The 21,064-nt window shown below is 66.4% G+C and carries 12 protein-coding genes; 7 read left to right on the top strand and 5 right to left on the bottom strand.

Annotated features, from left to right (window positions below):
- Positions 1 to 186: 186 nt before the first annotated feature.
- From AC54AF_RS21610 to AC54AF_RS21580, 7 genes are all read left to right on the top strand, one after another.
- Positions 187 to 567: a GntR family transcriptional regulator gene (locus tag AC54AF_RS21610; protein ID WP_496638171.1), complete on the top strand. Its 381-nt coding sequence runs from the start codon at positions 187 to 189 to the stop codon at positions 565 to 567.
- Positions 564 to 1,436 (top strand): ABC transporter ATP-binding protein, encoded by an 873-nt coding sequence (locus AC54AF_RS21605; protein ID WP_496638170.1) that lies wholly within the window; start codon positions 564 to 566, stop codon positions 1,434 to 1,436. Before AC54AF_RS21610 ends, AC54AF_RS21605 begins: the two co-directional genes overlap by 4 nt.
- On the top strand, positions 1,433 to 2,434 hold the full coding sequence (locus tag AC54AF_RS21600) for a hypothetical protein (RefSeq protein ID WP_496638169.1): 1,002 nt from the start codon (positions 1,433 to 1,435) through the stop codon (positions 2,432 to 2,434). The genes AC54AF_RS21605 and AC54AF_RS21600 overlap by 4 nt, the downstream gene beginning before the upstream one ends.
- Positions 2,435 to 3,192: 758 nt before the next feature.
- Positions 3,193 to 10,218, top strand: a complete 7,026-nt coding sequence (locus AC54AF_RS21595; protein WP_496638168.1) for a hypothetical protein — start codon at positions 3,193 to 3,195, stop codon at positions 10,216 to 10,218.
- Positions 10,219 to 10,397: 179 nt separating this feature from the next.
- A complete protein-coding gene (locus tag AC54AF_RS21590) occupies positions 10,398 to 11,621 on the top strand; it encodes a TolC family protein (RefSeq protein ID WP_496638167.1) in 1,224 nt (407 codons plus the stop codon).
- 28 nt (positions 11,622 to 11,649) lie between these two features.
- On the top strand, positions 11,650 to 13,782 hold the full coding sequence (locus AC54AF_RS21585; RefSeq protein ID WP_496638166.1) for an ATP-binding cassette domain-containing protein: 2,133 nt from the start codon (positions 11,650 to 11,652) through the stop codon (positions 13,780 to 13,782).
- Positions 13,779 to 14,948, top strand: a complete 1,170-nt coding sequence (locus tag AC54AF_RS21580; protein WP_496638165.1) for an HlyD family type I secretion periplasmic adaptor subunit — start codon at positions 13,779 to 13,781, stop codon at positions 14,946 to 14,948. Before AC54AF_RS21585 ends, AC54AF_RS21580 begins: the two co-directional genes overlap by 4 nt.
- A gap of 9 nt (positions 14,949 to 14,957) precedes the next feature.
- On the opposite strand, the gene udk is transcribed toward AC54AF_RS21580, so the two are convergent.
- From udk to rnr, 5 genes are all read right to left on the bottom strand, one after another.
- Positions 14,958 to 15,593, bottom strand: a complete 636-nt coding sequence (udk, locus tag AC54AF_RS21575; protein ID WP_496638164.1) for a uridine kinase — start codon at positions 15,591 to 15,593, stop codon at positions 14,958 to 14,960.
- 108 nt (positions 15,594 to 15,701) lie between these two features.
- The gene (locus AC54AF_RS21570) at positions 15,702 to 16,400 is read right to left on the bottom strand and encodes a YceH family protein (protein WP_496638163.1); all 699 of its coding nucleotides are present in this window, start codon (positions 16,398 to 16,400) and stop codon (positions 15,702 to 15,704) included.
- A gap of 10 nt (positions 16,401 to 16,410) precedes the next feature.
- On the bottom strand, positions 16,411 to 17,160 hold the full coding sequence (cysE, locus tag AC54AF_RS21565; protein ID WP_496638162.1) for a serine O-acetyltransferase: 750 nt from the start codon (positions 17,158 to 17,160) through the stop codon (positions 16,411 to 16,413).
- 134 nt (positions 17,161 to 17,294) lie between these two features.
- A complete protein-coding gene (gene rlmB / locus AC54AF_RS21560; protein ID WP_131686828.1) occupies positions 17,295 to 18,038 on the bottom strand; it encodes a 23S rRNA (guanosine(2251)-2'-O)-methyltransferase RlmB in 744 nt (247 codons plus the stop codon).
- A 15-nt stretch (positions 18,039 to 18,053) separates the two neighbouring features.
- A complete protein-coding gene (gene rnr, locus AC54AF_RS21555) occupies positions 18,054 to 20,600 on the bottom strand; it encodes a ribonuclease R (protein WP_496638161.1) in 2,547 nt (848 codons plus the stop codon).
- Positions 20,601 to 21,064 lie beyond the last annotated feature (464 nt).

Raw genomic sequence — 21,064 nt, 5'->3', positions numbered from 1 at the left:
CATTAGGAATTATTCTGGAGCCAGCATATTACCCGTTTAACAATGTTGAAAATACACAGATTGTATTGACATGCGATTTTTTACTGTTATAGTTAACTACAACACTGATCAACTACATCACGGAGCTTCGATGCCTACAGCACTTTTTACGCGCCGCGCCGCCCCGCCCTTGTCGGAGCGCATCCCATGAGCGCGGAATGGAATGACAATAGCCCCATCTACCGCCAGCTCAAGGCCAGGGTGGTGGGCATGATGCTCGATGGCGTGCTGCAGTCCGGCGACGCCTTGCCTTCGGTGCGCCAGGTGGCGGCCGATTATCAATTGAATCCCATCACGGTTTCGCGCGCTTACCAGGAACTGGTCGACGATGCCCTGGTGGAAAAACGCAGAGGACTCGGTATGTATGTCTTGGAAGGCGCCCGCGACAAATTGCTGGCCAGTGAACGCGAGCGCTTCCTGCGCGAAGAATGGCCGGCCTTGCTGGAGCACATCACCCGCCTGGGCCTGGACCTCGATCAACTGCTGCAAGCGAGCCGCGACAGTGGCGCACACGGAGAGAACGCATGAATGCATTGAACAAAGACTGCGTCATCAGCGCGCGCGGCCTGCGCAAGCAATATGGCAAGCAGACGGCCATCGACGGCATCAGCTTCGATATCGCGCCGGGGCGCATCGTCGGCCTGATCGGGCCTAACGGCTCCGGCAAGACCACCACCCTGAAAGCCATCCTGGGCCTGACGGGCTTCGATGGCGACTTGTCGGTGCTGGGCCGCGATCCCCGCGTGCAGCGCGACGCGCTGATGGAAGACGTGTGCTTCATCGCCGACGTGGCCATCCTGCCAGGCTGGCTGCGCGTGGCCGACGCCATCGATTTCGTTGCCGGTGTGCATCCACGTTTCGACCGCAGCAAGGCCGAACGCTATCTGGCCCATACCAAACTGTCGCCGAAGATGAAGGTCAAGGCCATGTCCAAGGGCATGGTGGTGCAGCTGCACCTGGCACTGGTGATGGCGATCGACGCCAAACTACTGGTGCTCGACGAGCCGACCCTGGGCCTGGACATCCTGTACCGCAAGCAGTTCTACCAGAACTTGCTGGAAGATTATTTCGATGAAAACAAGACCATCGTCATCACCACGCACCAGATCGAGGAAGTGGAACACATCCTCAGCGACCTGATGTTCATCCGCGACGGCAAGATCGTGCTGGCATCGAGCATGGAAGAAGTGGGCGAGCGCTACATCGAGGTGATGGTGGGACCGCAGCACGTCAATCCGGCGCGCGCCCTGCAGCCGATCAGCGAACGCAGCGTATTCGGCAAGTCGGTGATGCTGTTCGACGGCGTCGCCCGCACCCAGCTGGCCGCCCTGGGCGAAGTGCGCACGCCCAGCCTGGCTGACCTGTTTGTCGCGACCATGAAAGGATCGTACCAATGAGTATTTCCCCTGCAAACAAGATGCAATGGCTGATCCGGCGTGAGTTGTGGGAACACAAGGGCATGCTGCTGTGGACGCCTGCCGTGATCGGCGTCGTCATGACGGTGCTGGGCGCCCTGATGGCGGCCGCGACCGTCGCAAGGACCAAGATGCACACGGCGCTCATCGTCAATGGCGAGGAAATTTCCTGGAGCACCATCTTCAGTACCCGCACCTTCGGTCCGCGCCGCACGGAAATCATCGATGCCGTCGCCAACAACTACACGTATGCGGCCGCGCCGCTGTTCCTGGCACTGGGCTTCCTCGTGTTCTTCTATTGCCTGAGCGCCCTGCATGACGACCGCCGCGACCGCAGCGTGCTGTTCTGGAAATCGCTGCCCATCTCGGACGCGCAGACGGTGCTGTCGAAAGCGGCCATCGCCCTGCTGGTCGCGCCGCTGATCGTGGCCGCCACCGCCAGCCTGACTTCGCTGGCCCTGATCCTGATCCTCAGCGGCGTGCTGGCAGCCAACGGCATCCACGTGTTTGCCGAACTGCTCGGCTCTTCCGGCCTCTACCTGGGACCGCTGCGCGTGTTCGGCTTGCTGCCCGTGTATTGCCTGTGGGCCTTGCCGACGGTAGGCTGGCTGCTGATGGTATCGAGCTGGGCCAGGTCGAAAGTCTTCCTGTGGGCCGTCGGCGTGCCGCTGCTGTTGCTCATCCTGACAGTCTGGGCCGGCAAGCTGACGCAGACGGAAAGCGGCGTCGAATGGATACAGATGAACGTCATCGGCCGCGCCCTGCTGGGCACCCTCCCCGGCAGCTGGTACCTGTTCGAACCGGAACTGCTGCCGCGCATGCACGCCCTGACTGAGGGAGGATCGCACATGACACGCATCGACGTGTTCAGCAATTCCTGGTCCAGCCTGGCCTTGCCAGCCGTCTGGCTGGGCGCGGCGGCAGGCGCGGCGTTGATTTACGCCGCCATCCGCCTGCGTAGCTGGCGCGAGGAAGGCTGACACCACATTATCACCATCCCCGACAAAACGCCCCGTCCGCCGGGGCGTTTTCCATTTCCACGCCGTTCTGCTCCCTGAAATAATAACTACCTGGCTGATAGTTATTATCAAAAATCCCCCTCGCCATATCAAGGCTATTCATTTGATAGCATTAATCGATATGAAAATTGCAAATAATTATTTCTGTAATATTTTATTACGGCCACATTTTATAATCGGCAGTCAAAAAACAACAACTAGCACTTCGATAGCAAGATGCTTTTCAAGATAAAAGGCGGCGAAATAGGGAAGCTCTACAGCAGACTCAGCAGGAAACACCCATTTCGTGACAATTCGTGACTATTCCCTTGCGCAACGCTAGCGAAAATAATGGCATGCAAAATAATCAAAATGGAATTATAAGTTTCAAATATGAAACTACCTTCAGAGTGAGCGCCAGTACATTCTTCGTGCGGAGGCCACAGCCTGGCAGCGAGTATCTCCTGGCAAGCCAGTTGCCGGCACCACAAAAGACAGGAAAGCGGCGACACAACAAAGATATATAAAAATGACATTTTTAATAGTGCTGAAGAAGCGCTCTCTTCCGCCAGCGTTTTTTTTCCAATTATGTTTTACTTGCCACTATCAACATCGGAAACACCTGAGTTCAACCACGGCCCAAGCCTCGCCGGAGTAATAAAAGGAACCGAATCATATTATTGATTTTTTAATATCCAAAGAAATTGAACAAACATACAACCTATTCCGGAGACTTCAAAATGGCCACCATCCAAAATCCAGCCCAAGTTCCCGTCAATGCAGAAGGCGCTGCCGCCAAGATCGCAACGCCCGCAAAAAAAACCGTCAATCCAAAAGCCGGCGACCGCAAGCAATATGACGAAGATGAACTGATCAAAGGGGCCGATGCCAGCGCGACCATGCCGCCTGAAAATGTCGTGGAAGTCACGGGAAGCACCGATAGCGGCAATGCCGCCGCCCTGGGCACGGCCGCAGCGGTGGCTGCAGCAGCCGCCTTGGCAGCCGGTGGCGGTGGCGCGGCCGCAGGCCAGGCTGGCAACGGCGGCGCCGATTCCGGCACGCCACAAAGCGATAACAACGGTGGTGCCGCTGGCGCTGGTGCTGGCGCCGCTGGCATCCCCAGCGGCAGTGTCGTCGATGTCGCCGGCGCATCGGCTGGCGCAGGTGCCGGCGCCGGCGCTGCGGGTGGCCTGGGCGGACTTGGCGTGCTCGGTGCGCTCGGTGGCCTTGGCCTCGTTGCCGCCGCGGCAGGTGGTGGCGGCGGAGGTGGCGCCGCAGCTGGCGGTTCCGGTACGGGTGGGACGGGGACAGGAGGCACCGGTGGCACGGGGACAGGCGGTACAGGCGGCACGGGTACGGGCGGCACCGGCGGCACGGGTGGCTCGACCGGCGGCCAGGGGGGCACGGGAAATCAATCCACCACCACCGTCGTGACCGACGCGGCCGTGCTGGCCGCCGCTGCGGCTGTCGCCGCCGCCAACAACGCTCTGGCAGATGACGCCAGCGCCGCTGCGGCGGCAGCCACGGCAGCAGCTTCGCTGGCAGCGGCGAATGCCGCCATCCTGGCCGACCAACTGGCGGCACAGGCAGCCGCTGCAGCGGCGGCAGCCTTGCTCGCTGCCAATACCGCCACCAGCGACGATACCCTGGCGGCCAGCACGGCCGCTGTCGTCCCCGGCGCACAAGCGGCCGCTGGCGCCGCCACGAATGACGACAACGCTGCCGCTGCCGCGGCCGCTACCGCCGCCATCTCCCAGGCCGCCGCCACGTCGGCGCAAAATGCTGATGCGGCTGCCGCCACGGCCGCTGCCAACGCCGCCGCCGCGCACGCCGCTGCCGATGCGGCGCAAACGCAAGCGGACCAGAGCAACGCTCCGGCACTGCAGGCCATCGCCGATGCAGCCGATGTCGTCGCCACAGCAGCCAGCACCCAGGCGGCGCTGAGCGATGCGGCAGCGCTCGGCGTCATCGCGGCCAATGATGCCGCCGCCGCTGCCGCAGCCACGGCGCTGGCCAATGCCACGGACGCCGCCGCGCTGGACCTGGCGGCCACGGCCGCCGCCAATGCCGCCGTCGCGGCCGGCATCCAGGCCAGCCTGACCGATGCCGCCGCCCTGGCGCTGGTCTCCGATGCCGATGCCGCCAATGCGGCCGCAGCCGCCAGCGTGGCCGCCGCCACCGATGCCGCCGCGCTGGCCGCCGCCTCGAATGCCGCCACCACCGCAGCAGCGAATGCGGCAGCCGCCGCCAATGCCAGCGACGCTGCAGCACTCGGTATCGCCGCCACCGCCGCCGCGAATGCCGCCGCTGCGGCCAGCACGCAAGCGGGCCTGACCGATGCCGTCGCCTTGAGCATGGCAGCGGACGCCGCTGCCGGCGTTGCTGCCCAGGACGCTGCCATCGCCAACGCTACTGACGCCGTCGCCCTGCAAGCCGCCGCTGCTGCCGCCGCCACGAGCGCCGCCAATGCACAGACGCAAGCGAACATGACGGACGCGCCCACCCTGGGACTGATCGCCGACGCCGCCACCGCGGCGTCGGACGCAGCACAACTCCAGGCCGGCTTGACGGATGCGGCTGCGCTGGCCCTGATTTCCGACGCCGATGCTGCCGCGGCGGCGGCCGCCGCATTGGCCGCCAGTAGCGATGCCGCAGCGCTTGACGCCGCAGCAGCCCTTGCCGCCACCGTGGCCGCGAATGCCGTCGTCACTGCCAGCCTGAGCGACGCGGCCGCCCTGCAAATCACGGCCGATGCGGCAGCCAGCACGGCCGCTGGCGCCGCCGCGCAAGCGGCATTGACGGACGCGGCAGCCCTGCAAGTGATTTCCGACGCCGATGCCGCCGCCGCGCTGGCGGCGCAAACGACGGCCAACCAGACGGATGCGGCCGCCCTGGCCGCTGCCGACGCGGCGGCCGCCAGCGATGCCGCCAATGCGCAGACGGTTGCCGACCAGACCGATGTCGTCGCCCTGCAGCAAGCAGCTGACCAGGCCGATGCCGATGCGGCCGCCGCCAATGCGCAAGCCAGCCTGCTGGACGTCAACGTCGCCCTGAATGCCTTCAATCTGGCCAACCTCGCCGCCCTGGCCGCCAACGTCACGGCCGGCCAGACCAGCGTGCTCGATCTGACGGCCACCGTCAACTCCTTGCAGCTCGGCGCCGACAATGCCGATATCACTGCCGCCCTGTTCGATGCCACCATCCTGGCCGGCATCTCCACCGCCGATGCGCTGACGGCAGCCGGCTTGCAAGCCACCGCCGCCCTGACCGATGCCGATGCGCTCATCGCCGCTGCGGCGGCCGCCGTCTCGACGGCGGAAGCTGCCGCCGCGCTGGGCGGCGTCGATATCTCGGCCGTCAGCGCAGCTGCCGCGGCACAGGCCGCCGCTGCGGCTGCCGCCGCCACGGCCGCGCTGACCGATGCCGGCGCGCTGGGCCTGCTATCCACCGCCGACGCTGCCGCTGAACTGGCCGCCCAGGCGGCCGTCACCTCCTTGACGGCCGCCAATACGCTGGCGCAAAACGCGCTGACGGCGGCACAATTTGTTGCCAACCAGACCGACGCCGCAGCCCTGGGCCTGGTCTCGTCGGCCGCCGATGCGGCTGCCGCTGCGGCCGTCACGACGGCTGGCCAGACGGATGCCATCGCGCTGAGCCTTATCTCGAACGCCGATGCGCTGGTCGCCACCTCCGCCGCCAACCTGGCCGCGCTGACGGATGCCACGGCGCTGGGACTCCTTTCCACGGCCGACGCGACCGCCGCCAGCGCCTTGCAGGCAACGGCCAACCTGACCGATGCAGCCGCCCTGGGCCTGCTCGCCACGGCCGCCGCTGCCGCCGCCAATACGGCGACGAATGTGGCCAACCTGACCGATGCGGTGGCCCTGGGCACGCTCTCGACAGCGGCCACCACGGCCGCCAATACGGCTGCCGCCACCGCCGCGCTGACAGATGCCACGGCATTGGGCCTGGTCGCCACGGCCGACGCGGCTGCCGCTACCGCCCTGCAAACGACGGCCAACCTGACGGACGCCGTGGCACTGGGCCTCGTCTCGACGGTCGCCAACACGGCCGCCAGCGCCGCTGCCGCTGTTGCCAGCCTGACCGATGCCGTCGCCCTGGGCACCGTCTCGACCGCCGCCACGGCCGCCGCCAACACGGCAGCGGCCACGGCCGCCCTGACCGACGCCGTGGCCCTGGGCTTGACGGCCACCGTCGATGCGGCCGCCGCCACCGCCGCACAAACGACGGCCAACCTGACGGATGCCGTCGCCCTGGGCCTGGTGGCGACCGTCAATGCCACCGCCGCCACGGCGGCGGCCACCGTCGCCGGCCTCACCGACGCCGTCCTGCTGGGTACTGCCCACACGCTCGACGTCACGGCCGCCACCGTGGCAGCCACCAAGGCCGCCTTGACGGATGCGGCCGCCCTGACCACCGTCGCCAACAACGATGCGGCGAATGCCGCGGCCCTGGCCGCCTATTCGGCCGCCCATCCGTTCGATCTGGTGGCGGCACTGGCCTCCACCCTCGCCGCCACCACGGCCTCCTTGTCGCTTGCCGCCGCGCAATCGGCGCAGGCCGATGACGCGGCGGCCGCTTCGACAGCGGCGGCCGCCGCCGCATCCCTGACCGCCCTGAACAATGCGGTGGCGGCCGACAATGCCGCCACCGCCGCCGCCACCCTGGCCCTGACTTCCCAGGCCGCAGCGACGGCGGCGGCGCTGGACGACACGCTCGCGGCCACCGCCGCCGGCGTGGCTGCCACCTCGCTGGCCGCGGCCCAGGCGGCGCAGGCGGCCGATAGCGCCGCCGCCGCAACGGCAGCGACGGCGGCCAATGCCCTGGCCGCCCTGAATGCGGCCTTGCAGGCGGACGCGAATGCGGCCGCCACGGCCGCCGCCGCCGTGACGGCCAGCGCGGCCACCGCCGCCGCCGTCGCCGATGATCTGGCGGCCGCCACGGCCGCCACCATCGCCAATGCGTCTCAAGCGGCCGCGCAAGCGGCGCAACTGGCCGACAATGCCGCCGCCAGCACCGCCACCATCGCCGCCAACGCGCTGACCTCCCTGAATGCGGCCCTGGCCGACGATGCGGCTGCCGCCGCCGCCGTGCTGAACTCGACCAATGCCACGGCAGCCGCCGTGGCCGCCACCGCCGCCGACACGGCAGCCGCCGCTGCCGCCGCCGTGGCAGCCATCTCGGCCGCCGCCACGCAGCATGCGCAAGCGGACGATATCGCCGCTGCCGCCGCCGCCCTCGCGGCATCCATCTCGCTGGCAGCCACGCAGGCCGCGCAGGCTGCCGATCTCGCCGTCGGCACGACTGCGGCAACGGCAGCGAACGCACTGGCCGCGCTGAACCAGGCGCTGGCAGACGACAATGCCGCTGGCGCTGCGGCGACGGCGGCGAGCAACGCCCAGACAGCCCTGAATACCGCCACCACCACCCTCAACGCGGCGATAGTGGCGGCCAGCGCCTCGCTCGCCGCCACGAATGCCGCCGATGCCGACGACGCCACGGCGGCAAGCACGGCGGCAGCGGCGGCAGCGGCCCAGCTCATCGCCGATGCCGCGCTGCTGGCCGACAGCGCCCTGGCCTTGCTCGCCACGACAGCCAACAACGCGCTGGCAGCAGCCAGCGCGGCGCTGGCCGCCGACGATGCCGCCGCCAATGCCGCGCACACGGCCGCCCTGTCGGCGGCCGCCACCATGGCGGCGCAACTGGCCGACACGGCAGCGCTCGACGCGCATGCGGCGCTCAACGCGGCCATCGCCAACCTGAACGCCGCCGTGACGGCCGATACCAACGCCCTGGATGCCGACAATGACAAGACGCTGAAACTGAACCTGCTCCTCGCCGCCCAGACTGCGGCCGATGACGCGGCCCAGGCCAATGCCAATGCGGCGGCCGCCCATGCGGCGCTGGCGGCGGCCCAGGCCGACGATGCGGCGGCCGTCACCGCCGCCAACAATGCGGCGGCCGCGCATGCGGCGGCCGTCGCCGCGCAAAACGCCGATGCTGCAGCAGCAGCGGCGGCGGCGCAAGCGGCCAGTTCCCTGGCCGCCACCCTCAATGCCCAGGCGGACGACGCCACCGCCGCGGCGGCAGCCACGGCCGCCGCCAATGCGCAACTGGCGCTCAATGCGGCCCTGGCCGCCGACGCCGACGTCGCCGCCACCGCCGCAGCGGCTGCGGCCGCCCAGCTGGCGGCGCAAAACGCGCATGACGCCGACGTGGCGGCAGCGGCAGCGGCCGTCGCGGCCGCCATTACCCTGGCTGCCACGCAAGCGGCGCAGGCCGATGACGCGGCAGCCGCGCTGGCAGCGGCCAATGCCGCCAACGCCCAGGCGGCCCACAACGCCGCTGTCGCCGACGACCAGGCCGCAGCAGACGCCGCCGCCACCGCCGCGCTGGCGCAAACGGCTGCCACGGCCGCTGCCGCCGCCGATGCCGCCGCCGGCGCCAGCGCCGCCGCAGCGGCAGCGTCGCTGCTGGCCGCCCAGGCGGCGCAGGCCGATGACACGGCCGCCAATCAGGCAGCGGCGAATGCCGCCGCCGCCACCGCCGCGCACACGGCCGCCATCGCCGCCGACGCCCTCGCCGTCAGTACGGCGGCAACGGCGGCCAGCGCACTGGCGGCAGCCACGGCAGCGCAGAACGACGATGACGCCGCCGCGGCAGCTGCCGCCCAGGCCGCCGCCTCGCTGGCGCTGACCCAGGCGGCACAGGCCGACGATGCGGCGGCAGCGGCGGCCACGGTCAACGCCAGCAACGCGGCGGCGGCGGCGCTGGCAGCCCATGCCGCCGATGCGGCCGCGCCGCTGGCGCAGGCGCAGGCCGCCGCTTCCCTGCTGGCCCTGCAAGCGGCGCAGGCCGACGATGCCGCCGCCGCCGGCGCGGCGGCAGCAGCGGCGCAAGCGCATGCCAATGCCAACGCAGCGCAGGCGGACGACGCGGCGGCGGCCCAGGCCAATGCCGACGCGCAGGCTGCCGACGCAGCCCTGGCGCAAGCCAATGCCCTCCCCGCGCAGACCGACGCCAGTGCCTTGGCCGTCGTGGCGAATGCGGACGCCGCCAACGCCGCCGCCGCGCAAGCCCTGGCCGACCAGACCGATGCCGCAGCCCTCACCCAGGCTGCCGATGCGGCGGCGGCAGCGGCGCTGGCAGCGGCGCAAACGGCCGCCCAGACCGATGCCGACGCCCTGCACCTGGCCGCCGATGCGGCAGCGGCCGCCGCCCTGCAGGCGCAGGCGCAGGCGGACCTGACGGACGCGGACTCGCTGACGGTGGCGGCAAATGCCGATGCCGCCGCAGCGGCGGCGGCCCAGGCCCTGGCCGACCTGACGGACGCGAGCCAGCTGTTCGTGCTGAGCCAGAATGCCCTGCACAACCCGCTGACGGTGGCCGACTTCAGCACCGGCCTGCCGGCCGCCGGCGGCGACGTGATCGACATGTCGGCCATCGCCGACCTGACGGCAGCGGTGGCCGTGGGCGTCAATCTGAGCACGGACTTTAACAACGACAACCTGTTCATCTTCGACGGCACGTCCGTGTCGATCGGCGCGGCGGCCGGCGCCATCGCGGCCGACAGCAGCGTCTTGTCGGGCCAGGGCTACATCGTCATCGCCGATGTGCAAAACAGCGGTGCCGTGACGGTGTATCACTCGAGTGACCTGAGCAACGCCAACGCCATCGACACGGCGCTGGTGCTGCTGAGCGGGGTGAACATCACGCAACTGACGGCGGCCAACTTCGTCGTCTGAGGCGGGGCACCCACGCCAGGCGCCGCGCCTGGCACGGCGGCGGGAGCGCAAAACAGCGCGCTCCCGCCACACCTTGAAATGCGTCAGGCCTGGTGCCGGAAAAATACGGGATGAGATTACGCGGTTTCCCAGCATGGTCCTCACTGCCACGCATCGCGGCCTTGCTGGCGGCCGTGGCCATGGCATCGGCATCCTCTTTCGCCGGCGCCCAGGGCGCCACCGCCTGGAGCTTCGACCAGGTCCTGCAGCAGGCGCTGCAAAGCCATCCCGCCGTGCAGGGCAAGCGCTCGGCGCAGGCGGCCGCGCGCGCCGAGCTCGATGGCGCGCAGTGGCAGCGCTTTCCCAGCCTGTCGGCAGAAGTGCCCACCGGTTCGCAGGAAACGGGCGGCGTGGTGCGCGTCGAGCAGCCGCTGTGGAGCGGCGGGCGCATCGACGCCGGCATCGATGCGGCCGGCAGCCGGGTCGATGCGGCCGGCGCCGCCATCGAGGAAGAACGCCTGGCCCTGTCCCTGCGCGTGATCGCCGCCTACACGGAAGCGCTGCGCCAGACGGCGCGCGTGCGCTCGGCGCAGGCGGGCCTGGCCGAGCACCAGCGCCTGCTCGACATGATCAAGCGCCGCGTCGCGCAGTCGGTCAGCTCGCAAACGGACCAGCGCCTGGCCGAATCGCGCGCCTACCAGGCGGCCAACGACGTATCGAATGCTCGCCAGGCGCTGGAAAACGCGCTGGCGCAGCTGTCGCAGCTGGCCGGCAAACCCGTACGCCTGGTCAGCGCCACGGGCGTCGGCGTGGGAGAACCTTTGCCCGACACCAGCCTGGAACGGGTCATGCGCCAGGCCATCGGCTATTCCCCCACCCTGCAGCGCCTCGCTTTCGAGGCGCAGGCAGCCGATTCCGAGATCACCCTGCAGCGCTCGGCCTACATGCCGAAGGTGGTGCTGCGCATGGAAAAGCCCACGGGCGGCATCAATGCCGACAACCGCGCGCGCGCCATGCTGGTGCTGCAGGCGCAGCCGGGCGCCGGCCTGTCGGCCAAGGCTGGCGTGGATGCCGCCGTGGCCCGGCGCGAAGGCGCGCGCGCCGCGCACGACGTGGCCGAACGCGAGGTGCGCGAGCGTTTCACGCTGGACTGGAACGAGGCCGAAGCGAGCCGCCAGCGCCTGGACAACGCGGGCGAGGCCAGCACCACCTCGACGCAGGTATTCGAATCATATGCGCGCCAGTACGTGATCGGCCGCAAGAGCTGGAACGACGTGCTCAACGCCGTGCGCGAAGCGACCCAGGCGCAGTTTTCGCTGGAAGACACGCGCGCGCAAGCGATTGCCGCCAGCCTGCGCCTGGCAGCGCAAACGGGCACCCTGGCCGGGCGCACGGCACCGGCGGCCAGGGCACACGCGCATTGACACCGACATGATGCAGACAGGAGACAGCGTGGATACCTCCATCAAACATGGCTTGCCGACACTCATCGAGCGGGCCGCCCGCCTGACGGGCCAGCACGTGCCGGCCGCGCGCCTGGCCAATTTGCAGCGCCAGATCGATGACGCCGACGACAGCGGCGCGCCCGCCATGCTCCTGACCACCCTCTGGCAGGCGGCCGGGCTGGAAGGCGCGGCCCGTCCGCTGCACGAGCCGACGCCGGGCGCGCTGCCGTTCGCCGTCTACAGCGCCAGCACGGGCTGGGGCTTGCTGCAGTCGCGCGGCGCCGACGGCGCCTGGCGCGGCGAAGGCGTCGACGGGCGCGCCTTGCAGCTGGCGACACTGGCAGGCCTGGCTTGCGTCGGCTTGCCGCGCCGCAGCGAAAAAAGCGGCGCCCGCCCCGGCGCCATGGGCCTCGTGCGCAACGCCCTGTGGCTGAAGAAAAGCGTGTTTGTCGACGCCGTGCTGGCCACCGCGCTGGTGACCCTGCTGACGATGGCCACCTCGCTGTTTTCCATGCAGGTGTACGACCGCGTGATCCCGAACCAGAGCTTCAGCACCCTGTGGGTGCTGGTGATGGGCGTGACCCTGTCGATCGGCCTGGAATTCATCCTCAAGCAGGTGCGCAGCCGCATCGTCGACCACTCTTGCAATGACGTCGACCATGAACTGTCCGAGTGGTTTTTCCAGCGCATGCTGGGCATCCGCATGGAGGCGCGCCCCGCTTCCGTCGGCACGCTGGCGGCGCAGGTGAAAGGCTTCGAAATGGTGCGCGGCGTGCTGACGTCGACATCGCTGTTCGTGCTGACGGACGTGCCCTTCGCCGTGATTTTTCTCGCCATGATCGCCATCATCGGCGGGCCGCTGGTGGTGGTGCCGCTGGTGGCCCTGCCGCTGGCCCTCGTGTGCGGCCTGATGTTCCAGCGCGCCATCGAGAATCACACGCGCAAGAACCTCGACGCCAGCAACCGCAAGGCCGGCTTGCTGGTGGAAGCCGTCGATGGCGTGGAAACGCTCAAGGGCAGCAGCGCCGAATGGATGATGCAGGCGCGCTGGGCCGAACTGGTGGCAGAGAGCAGCCACGCGGAACAGAATATCCGCGACTATGCGGCCCTGTCGCACAACATCACGGCCGCCTTCCAGCAGCTGACCAACGTGGCGCTGATCTCCATGGGTGCCTGGTTCGTGGCGGAAAACCAGATGACCATGGGCGCCCTGATGGCCTGCACCATCATCAGTAACCGCGCGCTGATGCCCATCGTGCAGCTGCCCGCCGTGATGGTGCAGTGGGCGCATGCGCGCGCCTCGATCGACGGCCTGGAACAGGTCATCAGCCTGCCCAACGAAGCGGACAACGCGCAATTCGCGCTGACGCCGCGCAGCCTGGATACGGGCTTGCGCTTCGAACGCATCCGCTTTACGTATGGCGGCGCGCAAAAGGTGGCGCTGGAAGTGGAAAACCTCGCCATCCATCCCGGCGAGCGGGTGGGCCTGGTGGGCGCCATCGGCTCGGGCAAGAGCACCCTGCTGAAACTGGCCTCGGGCCTGTACCAGCCGGCCGAAGGCAAGGCTTACCTGGGCGACGTCGACATGGCCCTGCTGGCGCCGGCCGTGGTGCGCGAAATGGTCGGCTACCTGCCGCAGGAAACGCGGCTGTTCAGCGGCACCCTGCGCGACAACCTGCTATTGGGACTGGCCGACCCGGGCGAGGAAGCGATCCTGGCGGCGGCCAAACGCACGGGCTTGATCGAGCTGATACTGGGCCAGCCGCGGGGCCTGGCGCTCGGTATGACCGAAGGCGGGCGCGGCGTGTCGGGTGGCCAGCGCCAGTTGATCGCCGTCACGCGCCTGCTGCTGGCCAAGCCGCGCATCTGGCTGCTCGATGAACCGACGGGCGCCATGGATGCGAAGACGGAAGCGCGCATCGTGGGGCTGTTGGGCGAACTGGCGGCCGAAGGCGTGACCATGGTCGCCACCACGCACAAGAACGCCCTGCTGCCCCTGCTCGACCGCCTGGTGGTGCTGCAGGCGGGACGGGTGCTGCTCGACGGCCCGCGCGACCTTGTCCTGGCCAAGCTGTCGGGCAAGCCGCAGGGCGTGCCCAGTCCCGCCACTGCGCCGGTGGCGCGAGGAGCCGTCGCATGAGACTGGCCAAGGCCGAAGCCAAAGAGGAAGCGAAACGGGGCCGGGTGCTGATCTGGAGCTGCGCGCTAGCGCTGGCTTGCGTCATCGCCTGGGCGTCGTGGGCGCAGCTGGACCAGGTCACGCGCGCCAACGGCCAGGTGATCGCCAGTTCGCGCAACCAGATCATCCAGGTGGCCGATGGCGGCGTGCTGGCCGAGTTGCGCGTGCATGAAGGCAGCGTCGTGAAAAAGGGAGCATTGCTGGCGCGCTTCGACCGCACGCGGGCCGAAACGAGCTATCTGGAAAGCACGGCCAAGGCGGCCGGGCTGAAGGCGGCAGTGGCGCGCCTGCAAGCCGAGGTGTTTGGCGGCGCGCCGAAGTTCCCGCCCGAGCTGCAGGCATTCCCCGAGTTTCGCGCCAACCAGCTGGCCCTGTTCAGCAAGCGCCAGGGCGCCGTGCAGGCGGAAGTGAGCTCGCTGGACAGCGCCATGAAGCTGATCAAGGAAGAGCTGGAAATGAACTTGCCGCTGCTGGAAACGGGAGACGTCAGCCGCGCCGAAGTGCTGAAACTGCGGCGGCAAGTGGTCGACATCCAGGCGCAGATCACCAACCGGCGCAACAAATACCTGCAAGACAGCCAGACGGACCTGGTGAAGGCCCAGGAAGACCTGGCCGGCGTGCTGCAGACGGTGACGCAGCGCAAGGAGCAGCTGGGCTCGACGGATATCTACGCGCCCACCGACGGCATCGTGCGCAACGTGCGCCTCACCACTCTGGGCGGCGTGGCCAGGCCGGGCGAGGAAATCCTGCAGCTCGTGCCGACGGACGATGACCTGATCATCGAGGCGAAGGTCAAACCGGCCGACATCGCCTTCATCAAGCCCGGCCTGCCCACGGCCGTGAAACTGGACGCCTACGACTACGGCATCTACGGGCGCCTGCGCGGCACCGTCAGCTACATCAGCGCGGACACCTTAAGTGAAGACAACAAGGGCAACGAGCAGCCGTACTACCGCGTGCAGATCAAGACCAGCGGGCGCAAGCTGATGGGCAAGAATGGCGAGCCGATTTTGATCCAGCCCGGCATGACGGCCACCGTGGAAATCAACACGGGCCGCAAGACGGTCTTGCGCTACCTGACGAAACCGATCACCAAGACGATTTCAGAGTCGATGGGGGAGCGGTAATGTCGCGGGCTATTTCAACTGGCCGATGACGCTGGCCACCTTGGCCGTGATCATGTCGACCGCGGGGCCGTTGGCGCCGTGCGGCAAAATGACGTCGGCATTGCGCTTGGTCGGTTCGATGAATTGCTTGTGCATCGGGCGCACCGTTTCCAGATACTGCTCGATGACGCTTTCCACCGAGCGGCCACGTTCCGTGATATCGCGCTGCATGCGGCGGATGAAGCGCACGTCGGAGGCGGTGTCGACAAAGATCTTCAGCGACATCATGTCGCGCAAGTTTTCGTCATACAGGGCAAACAAGCCTTCGATGACGATCACCGGCGCCGGCTTGACGGGAATGGTCCTGCTGGAACGATTGTGCAGCGTGAAATCGTACTCGGGCATCTCGATCGCCTCGCCATTGCGCAAGGCCTGGATATGCTGCACCAGCAATGGCCATTCGAACGCCTGCGGATGGTCGTAATTCTGCTGGCGCCGGACTTCAGGGGAGAGATGGGTTTGGTCGCAGTAGTAGTCGTCCTGCATCACGACCGAGACCATGTCGGCGCCAAAGGACGCCAGCACTTGTTGGGATACGGTTGACTTGCCACTGCCGCTTCCGCCAGCGACACCAATAACAAACGGTTGGAAGGAAATAGTATTCATGCCGAATGATACCGGAAACGGGGCCGGACTGACAGGGAGCGGCCGATGCAGAATGATGTTCCGCAGCTCGGATGCGCGGCGGCACGCCGCGTCATCCGGGCTGCACCATCATTCGAACTGCTTGCGGAACGCCTCGAACTGCGCCGCCAGGCCATCGAAGTCGCTGCGCAATTGCAGCACTTCCTGTTCCAGCTGGGCCACCCTGCTGCCCTGCTGCGGCGCGCTGACGGCGCCGGCGAAACCGGCTGCCGTCTCGATCTGCGCCAGCGCTGCCTCGCCGCCCAGCAAGTGGCCATAGCGCGGCTCCTTGGCGCCGGGGGCGACTGCCAGCTTGGCCACCAGCGGCGGGTATTTGTCGATCAGGAACTGCAGGCCGGATTCCACTTCCGCCACCGACCTGAATTCATGCACGCGGCCGCTGCGGCTGCGGATTTCGCCGGCCGTCTGCAAGCCGCGCAGCATCAAGATCGCCAGGATGGCCAGCTTATCTTGCTCCAGCGACCACTTGATGCGCATGCGGTGTTCATACTTGGCGACCCTGGCGCCCGCCTGCGTGATGCCGTTGACGAACTTGCGCTGCATCAAACGCTGCAGCACGTCGTAGACGGTTTCCTCGGACAGGGCCATGACGGGGTCGCGGCTGGACAATTGATTGCAGCCGTTCGTCAGGGCATTCAGGGAAAGCGGGTAGCTGTCCGGCGTCAGCGCTTCCTTTTCGGCCAGCACGGCCAGCACGCGGATCTCGAACGGGTCGAGCAGATTCGGATTGTCACTGCTTTTTTCTGCTGCGTTTGCATCTGTAGTCATGCCTGTATCCTTAATCAACCAGCTTGTTCATTTGCTCGGAATCGAATTTATCACACTCGGGCACGCCCTGGCAGCAGATGCCCGCCGCCTTCAGGGTAGCGAGGATGGTTTCGATGCGCTGTTCCTGCGCCACGGCATGCGTGATCAGGCCTTGCAGAGCCTTGGAGAGCGGATCGTCGCCGTTGGGCGTGACGCCATACGCGGCGAACAGGTGCGCCGTGCTGCCTTCGCGCAGCGCATTGACGTCTTTCTGCACGACGTGGGCCGGATTGCCGACGGCCGTGGCGCCGGCCGGCACGGGTTTGAGCAGCACGGCGTTCGAGCCCACCTTGGCGTACTCGCCCACCGTGAAACTGCCCAGCACCTGGGCGCCGGCGCCGACGATGACGCCACGCTCCAGCGTCGGATGGCGTTTGCTGCCGCTGTGCAGCGAGGTGCCGCCCAGAGTCACGCCCTGGTAGATGGTGCAATCGTCGCCGACGACGGCCGTCTCGCCGATCACCACGCCGAAGCCATGGTCGATGAAGACGCGCCGGCCGATGAGCGCGCCAGGATGGATCTCGATGCCCGTGATGATGCGGGCGATATACGAAATGAAGCGCCCTACCCACTTCATGCGCCGCGTCCAGCACCAGTGCGCCCAGCCGTGCATGACAATGGCGTGCAAGCCAGGATAACAGGTCAGCACCTCCCAGCCATTGCGGGCGGCCGGGTCACGTTCGATGATGCTGTTGATGTCTTCGCGCAGGTGGTGGAACATAATGAAAATGAATAAGGTGGAACGCAAATGGTAGCGTATTCGGAGGGGGACTGCTGGAGGGGGCTGCCGTTGAGAAGCTGCTCAACGGCAAGCTGGGGTCAGACCCGGCGGGTCTGGCCCCAAATAACGCTAACTTAAGCTTCTAAAGCGATGCGCTGGCGGCGGGCTTCGTACAGACAGACACCGGAAGCGACCGACACGTTCAAGCTCTCGACGGAGCCGAACATCGGGATGCTGACGAGGATGTCGCAGGTGTCGCGCGTCAAGCGGCGCATGCCTTCGCCTTCGGAACCCATGACCAGGGCCGTCGGGCCCGTGAAATCGGCTTCATACAAGCCTTTTTCGCCGTCGTCGGTGGTGCCGATCAGCCAGATGCCGCGTTCTTTCAGTTCACGCATGGTGCGCGCCAGATTCGTCACGGTGATGTACGGGACGGTTTCGGCGGCACCGCTGGCGACCTTGGCGGCCGTGGCATTCAAGCCCACGGCGCGGTCCTTCGGCACGATGACGGCATGTGCGCCGACGCCGTCGGCCACGCGCAGACAGGCGCCCAGGTTGTGCGGGTCGGTGATGCCGTCGAGAATCAACAGCAGCGGCGGGCCATCGATGGCGTCCAGCAGCTCATCGAGATTGCGTGCCAGCGACAGCTGCGAGGCAAACGCGATCACGCCCTGATGGCGGCGCGTGCCGACGATCTTGTCCAGACGCGACGAGTCGACAGGCATGACGCGCACGTTGGCAGCCTTGGCGGCGGCAATCATGTCTTTCATGCGGCCGTCGACGCGGCTGGCATCGACGAAAATTTCTTCCACGGACGACGCTTCATGACGCAGGCGCGAGGTGACGGCGTGGAAGCCGAAAATCATTTTATTCTTCATTTGTTATCGTTTCTTTTATCGCTTGTTCTTGCTTGATTTTGATACAGTTTTTGCTGCACGTGGTGCCGCCGCGGCGGGTGCCGCGGCTGGTTTATTGCTGCGCTTTGGCGCGGCGGCCTTGGGGGCTTCCTTCGGGGCTGCCTTGGCTGCAGGCTTGGCTTGCGCCTTGGTGCCATTGGAACGGCCGCCGGAACCATTGCCAGCCTTGCCGGTTGTGACGCTGGCTTTGATCTCGTGGCGCTGCTCGGTCGCAGGACCGGGCTTGACCATCGATTTCTTGTCGCCCTTGCGCTTGCCGCCGCCGTGCGGCTTGGCCGGCGCTTCTTCGCCCGCCAGCTCCGCATCGGTCACCAGACGCAGGTCGATCTTGCGCGTTTCCAGGTCGACACGCGCCACTTGCACCGTCAGACGGTCCGTCAATTGATAACGTTTTCCCGTGCGTTCGCCGCGCAATTCATGGCGCGCATCGTCGTACTGGAAGTAATCGGTGCCCAGCTCGGTGACGTGCACCAGGCCCTCGACAAACAGGGTGTCGAGTTGCACGAACACGCCGAAGGTGGTCACGCCGGTGATGGTGCCGGTGAACTCTTCGCCCAGTTTGTCTTGCATGAAGTAGCACTTCAGCCACGCTTCCACGTCGCGCGACGCTTCGTCGGCACGGCGCTCGTTGGCCGAGCAATGCACGCCCAGCGCGTCCCAGATGGTCAGGTCCGTCTTCTTCGGCTTGCCGTCGGCCTTGTCCTTGGCCTGCTGCTTGCGCGTGGCGTTCGACACGTTCGTGTTCAGCACGGTCTTCTCGGACAGCTTCGGCTCGTATTTCTTGCCTTGCAGAATAGCCTTGATGGCGCGGTGCGTCAGCAGGTCGGGGTAGCGGCGGATCGGGCTGGTAAAGTGGGCATACGCCTCGTAGGCCAGGCCGAAGTGGCCGATATTGTCCGGGCTGTAGACGGCTTGCTGCATCGAGCGCAGCAGCATCGTTTGCAGCAGGGCCGCGTCGGGACGCGCCTTGATCTGCTGCATCAGGGCCTGGTAATCCGAGGCCGATGGCGTGTCGCCACCCGTCAGGTTCAGGCCGACCTGCTTGAGGAAGGTGCGCACTTGCGTGAGCTTTTCCTTGGTCGGGCTGGCGTGGATGCGGTAGGTGCCTGGATGCTTGTTACGCAGCAGCAAATCGGCCGCGCATACGTTGGCCGCCAGCATGCACTCTTCGATGATCTTGTGCGCTTCGTTGCGCGTGCGGGGGATGATCTTTTCGATCTTGCCGGCGCTATTGCAGACGATGTACGTTTCCGTCGTCTCGAAATCGATGGCGCCACGCTCCGTGCGCGCTTTCAGCAAGGCGCGGTAGACGGCGTCCAGATTCTGCAAATGCGGCAGGATGTCCGCGCGGCGTGCCGCTTCGGGTCCCTGGGTGTTGCCCAGCACGGCAGCGACTTCGTCATAGGTCAGGCGCGCGGCCGAATGGATCACGGCCGGGTAGAACTGGTACGCCTTCAGCTCGCCCTTGTCGCTGACGACGGCGTCGCAGACGAGGGTCAAACGGTCGACGGCAGGGTTCAGCGAGCACAGGCCATTCGACAGTTTTTCCGGCAGCATCGGGATCACACGGCGCGGGAAGTAGACGGACGTGCTGCGTTCGAGCGCATCGGCATCGAGCGCGTCGTTCGGCTTCACGTAATGGCTGACGTCGGCAATCGCCACGATCAGGCGGAAGCAGTTGGCGCGGCCGATCTTGACGGGTTCGCAATACACGGCATCGTCGAAGTCGCGCGCGTCTTCGCCATCGATGGTCACCAATGGCACGTCGCGCAAGTCGACGCGGTCTTTCAGGTCGGCGGCGCGCACTTCGAACGGCAGTTTCTCAGCTTGCTTGAGGGCGGCGGCGGAGAAGATATGCGGCACGTTGAATTTGCGCACGGCAATTTCGATTTCCATGCCGGGATCATCGAGCGCACCGAGCACTTCGACGATCTTGCCGACCGGCTGCTTGAAGCGCATCGGTTGCTCGGTCAGCTCGACGCTGACGATCTGGCCGGCCTTCGCCTTGCCCACCGAACCGGTGACTACAATGTCCTGGCCGATGCGCTGGTCTTCCGGCGCCACGACCCAGGTACCGTTTTCCTGGATCAGGCGGCCGATGACGTGGGTATTGGCGCGGTAGGTGACTTCGACGATCGTGCCTTCCGGACGGCCGCGGCGGTCCGTGCCGACGATGCGGGCCATGACCTTGTCGCCATGCAGTACTTTCTGCATTTCTTTCTCAGGCAGGAACAGGTCGGCGCTGGCGTCGTCGGGAATGACAAAGCCGAAGCCATCGCGGTGACTGGTGACGCGACCGGCGACAAGCGCGCTCTGGTCGGCCAGGCTGAAAACACCGCTGGCATCAGACTTGAGCTGGCCGTCGCGCTCCATCGCCTTCAGGCGACGGACCAGGACATCCATGGAATCGGCATGCACTTGCAGCGTTTTCCCGAGAGACTGCGGGTCGAGAGGCGCGTTGACGCTGCGGAATATGCCGAGAATGTCCTCCCGGCTGGGGATGGTGTGGGTATTTTGGCTCAAAAGTATTTCTATAGTTGTTATTGACAGTGATCAAACGGAGAACAAAGACCGATGACATCACCGTCAATATTGACACGGTGATGTTCGATAGTGTACCGGAGGACGCCTTGGTTTGCCTAACGGACAGCGTAGCGGAAACCGAACAAGTGCCCCGCCGATGAAAAAAAGGGGAAAAGCTGCGCAATGCATTTGACTTCGGCAAATATTGCTCTATAATCTTGGTCTCTTGCAGCGACAAACCTTCACGGGAATGCGGTTGCAGGAAAGCGGTACAGGGTTGATGTGCAGTATGGAGCGAAAGCTCATCTGGCGCAAAACTCTTCAAACCGCTATAATAGCAGAATTGTTGTGAAGTTATTTTGCGACAAGTACTCGAGCAGTAAAATGTTGTAAGTCACAGCAGCATCAGTGCCCACGTGGCGGAATTGGTAGACGCGCATGGTTCAGGTCCATGTGCCTTCGGG

The sequence above is a fragment of the Janthinobacterium sp. JF4 genome (assembly GCF_059617925.1).
The sequence above is the reverse complement of the archived record's forward strand: the minus strand, read 5'-3'. Positions and strand labels throughout refer to the sequence as shown.

What these genes read in the sequence shown, in the direction of transcription:
- rlmB (WP_131686828.1), bottom strand. Translation starts at nt 18,038, where the DNA reads ATGAAGAATAAAATGATTTTCGGCTTCCACGCCGTCACCTCGCGCCTG.
- AC54AF_RS21610 (WP_496638171.1), top strand. Translation starts at nt 187, where the DNA reads ATGAGCGCGGAATGGAATGACAATAGCCCCATCTACCGCCAGCTCAAG.
- AC54AF_RS21570 (WP_496638163.1), bottom strand. Translation starts at nt 16,400, where the DNA reads ATGACTACAGATGCAAACGCAGCAGAAAAAAGCAGTGACAATCCGAAT.
- udk (WP_496638164.1), bottom strand. Translation starts at nt 15,593, where the DNA reads ATGAATACTATTTCCTTCCAACCGTTTGTTATTGGTGTCGCTGGCGGA.
- AC54AF_RS21595 (WP_496638168.1), top strand. Translation starts at nt 3,193, where the DNA reads ATGGCCACCATCCAAAATCCAGCCCAAGTTCCCGTCAATGCAGAAGGC.
- AC54AF_RS21605 (WP_496638170.1), top strand. Translation starts at nt 564, where the DNA reads ATGAATGCATTGAACAAAGACTGCGTCATCAGCGCGCGCGGCCTGCGC.
- cysE (WP_496638162.1), bottom strand. Translation starts at nt 17,160, where the DNA reads ATGTTCCACCACCTGCGCGAAGACATCAACAGCATCATCGAACGTGAC.
- AC54AF_RS21600 (WP_496638169.1), top strand. Translation starts at nt 1,433, where the DNA reads ATGAGTATTTCCCCTGCAAACAAGATGCAATGGCTGATCCGGCGTGAG.
- AC54AF_RS21590 (WP_496638167.1), top strand. Translation starts at nt 10,398, where the DNA reads ATGGCATCGGCATCCTCTTTCGCCGGCGCCCAGGGCGCCACCGCCTGG.
- AC54AF_RS21580 (WP_496638165.1), top strand. Translation starts at nt 13,779, where the DNA reads ATGAGACTGGCCAAGGCCGAAGCCAAAGAGGAAGCGAAACGGGGCCGG.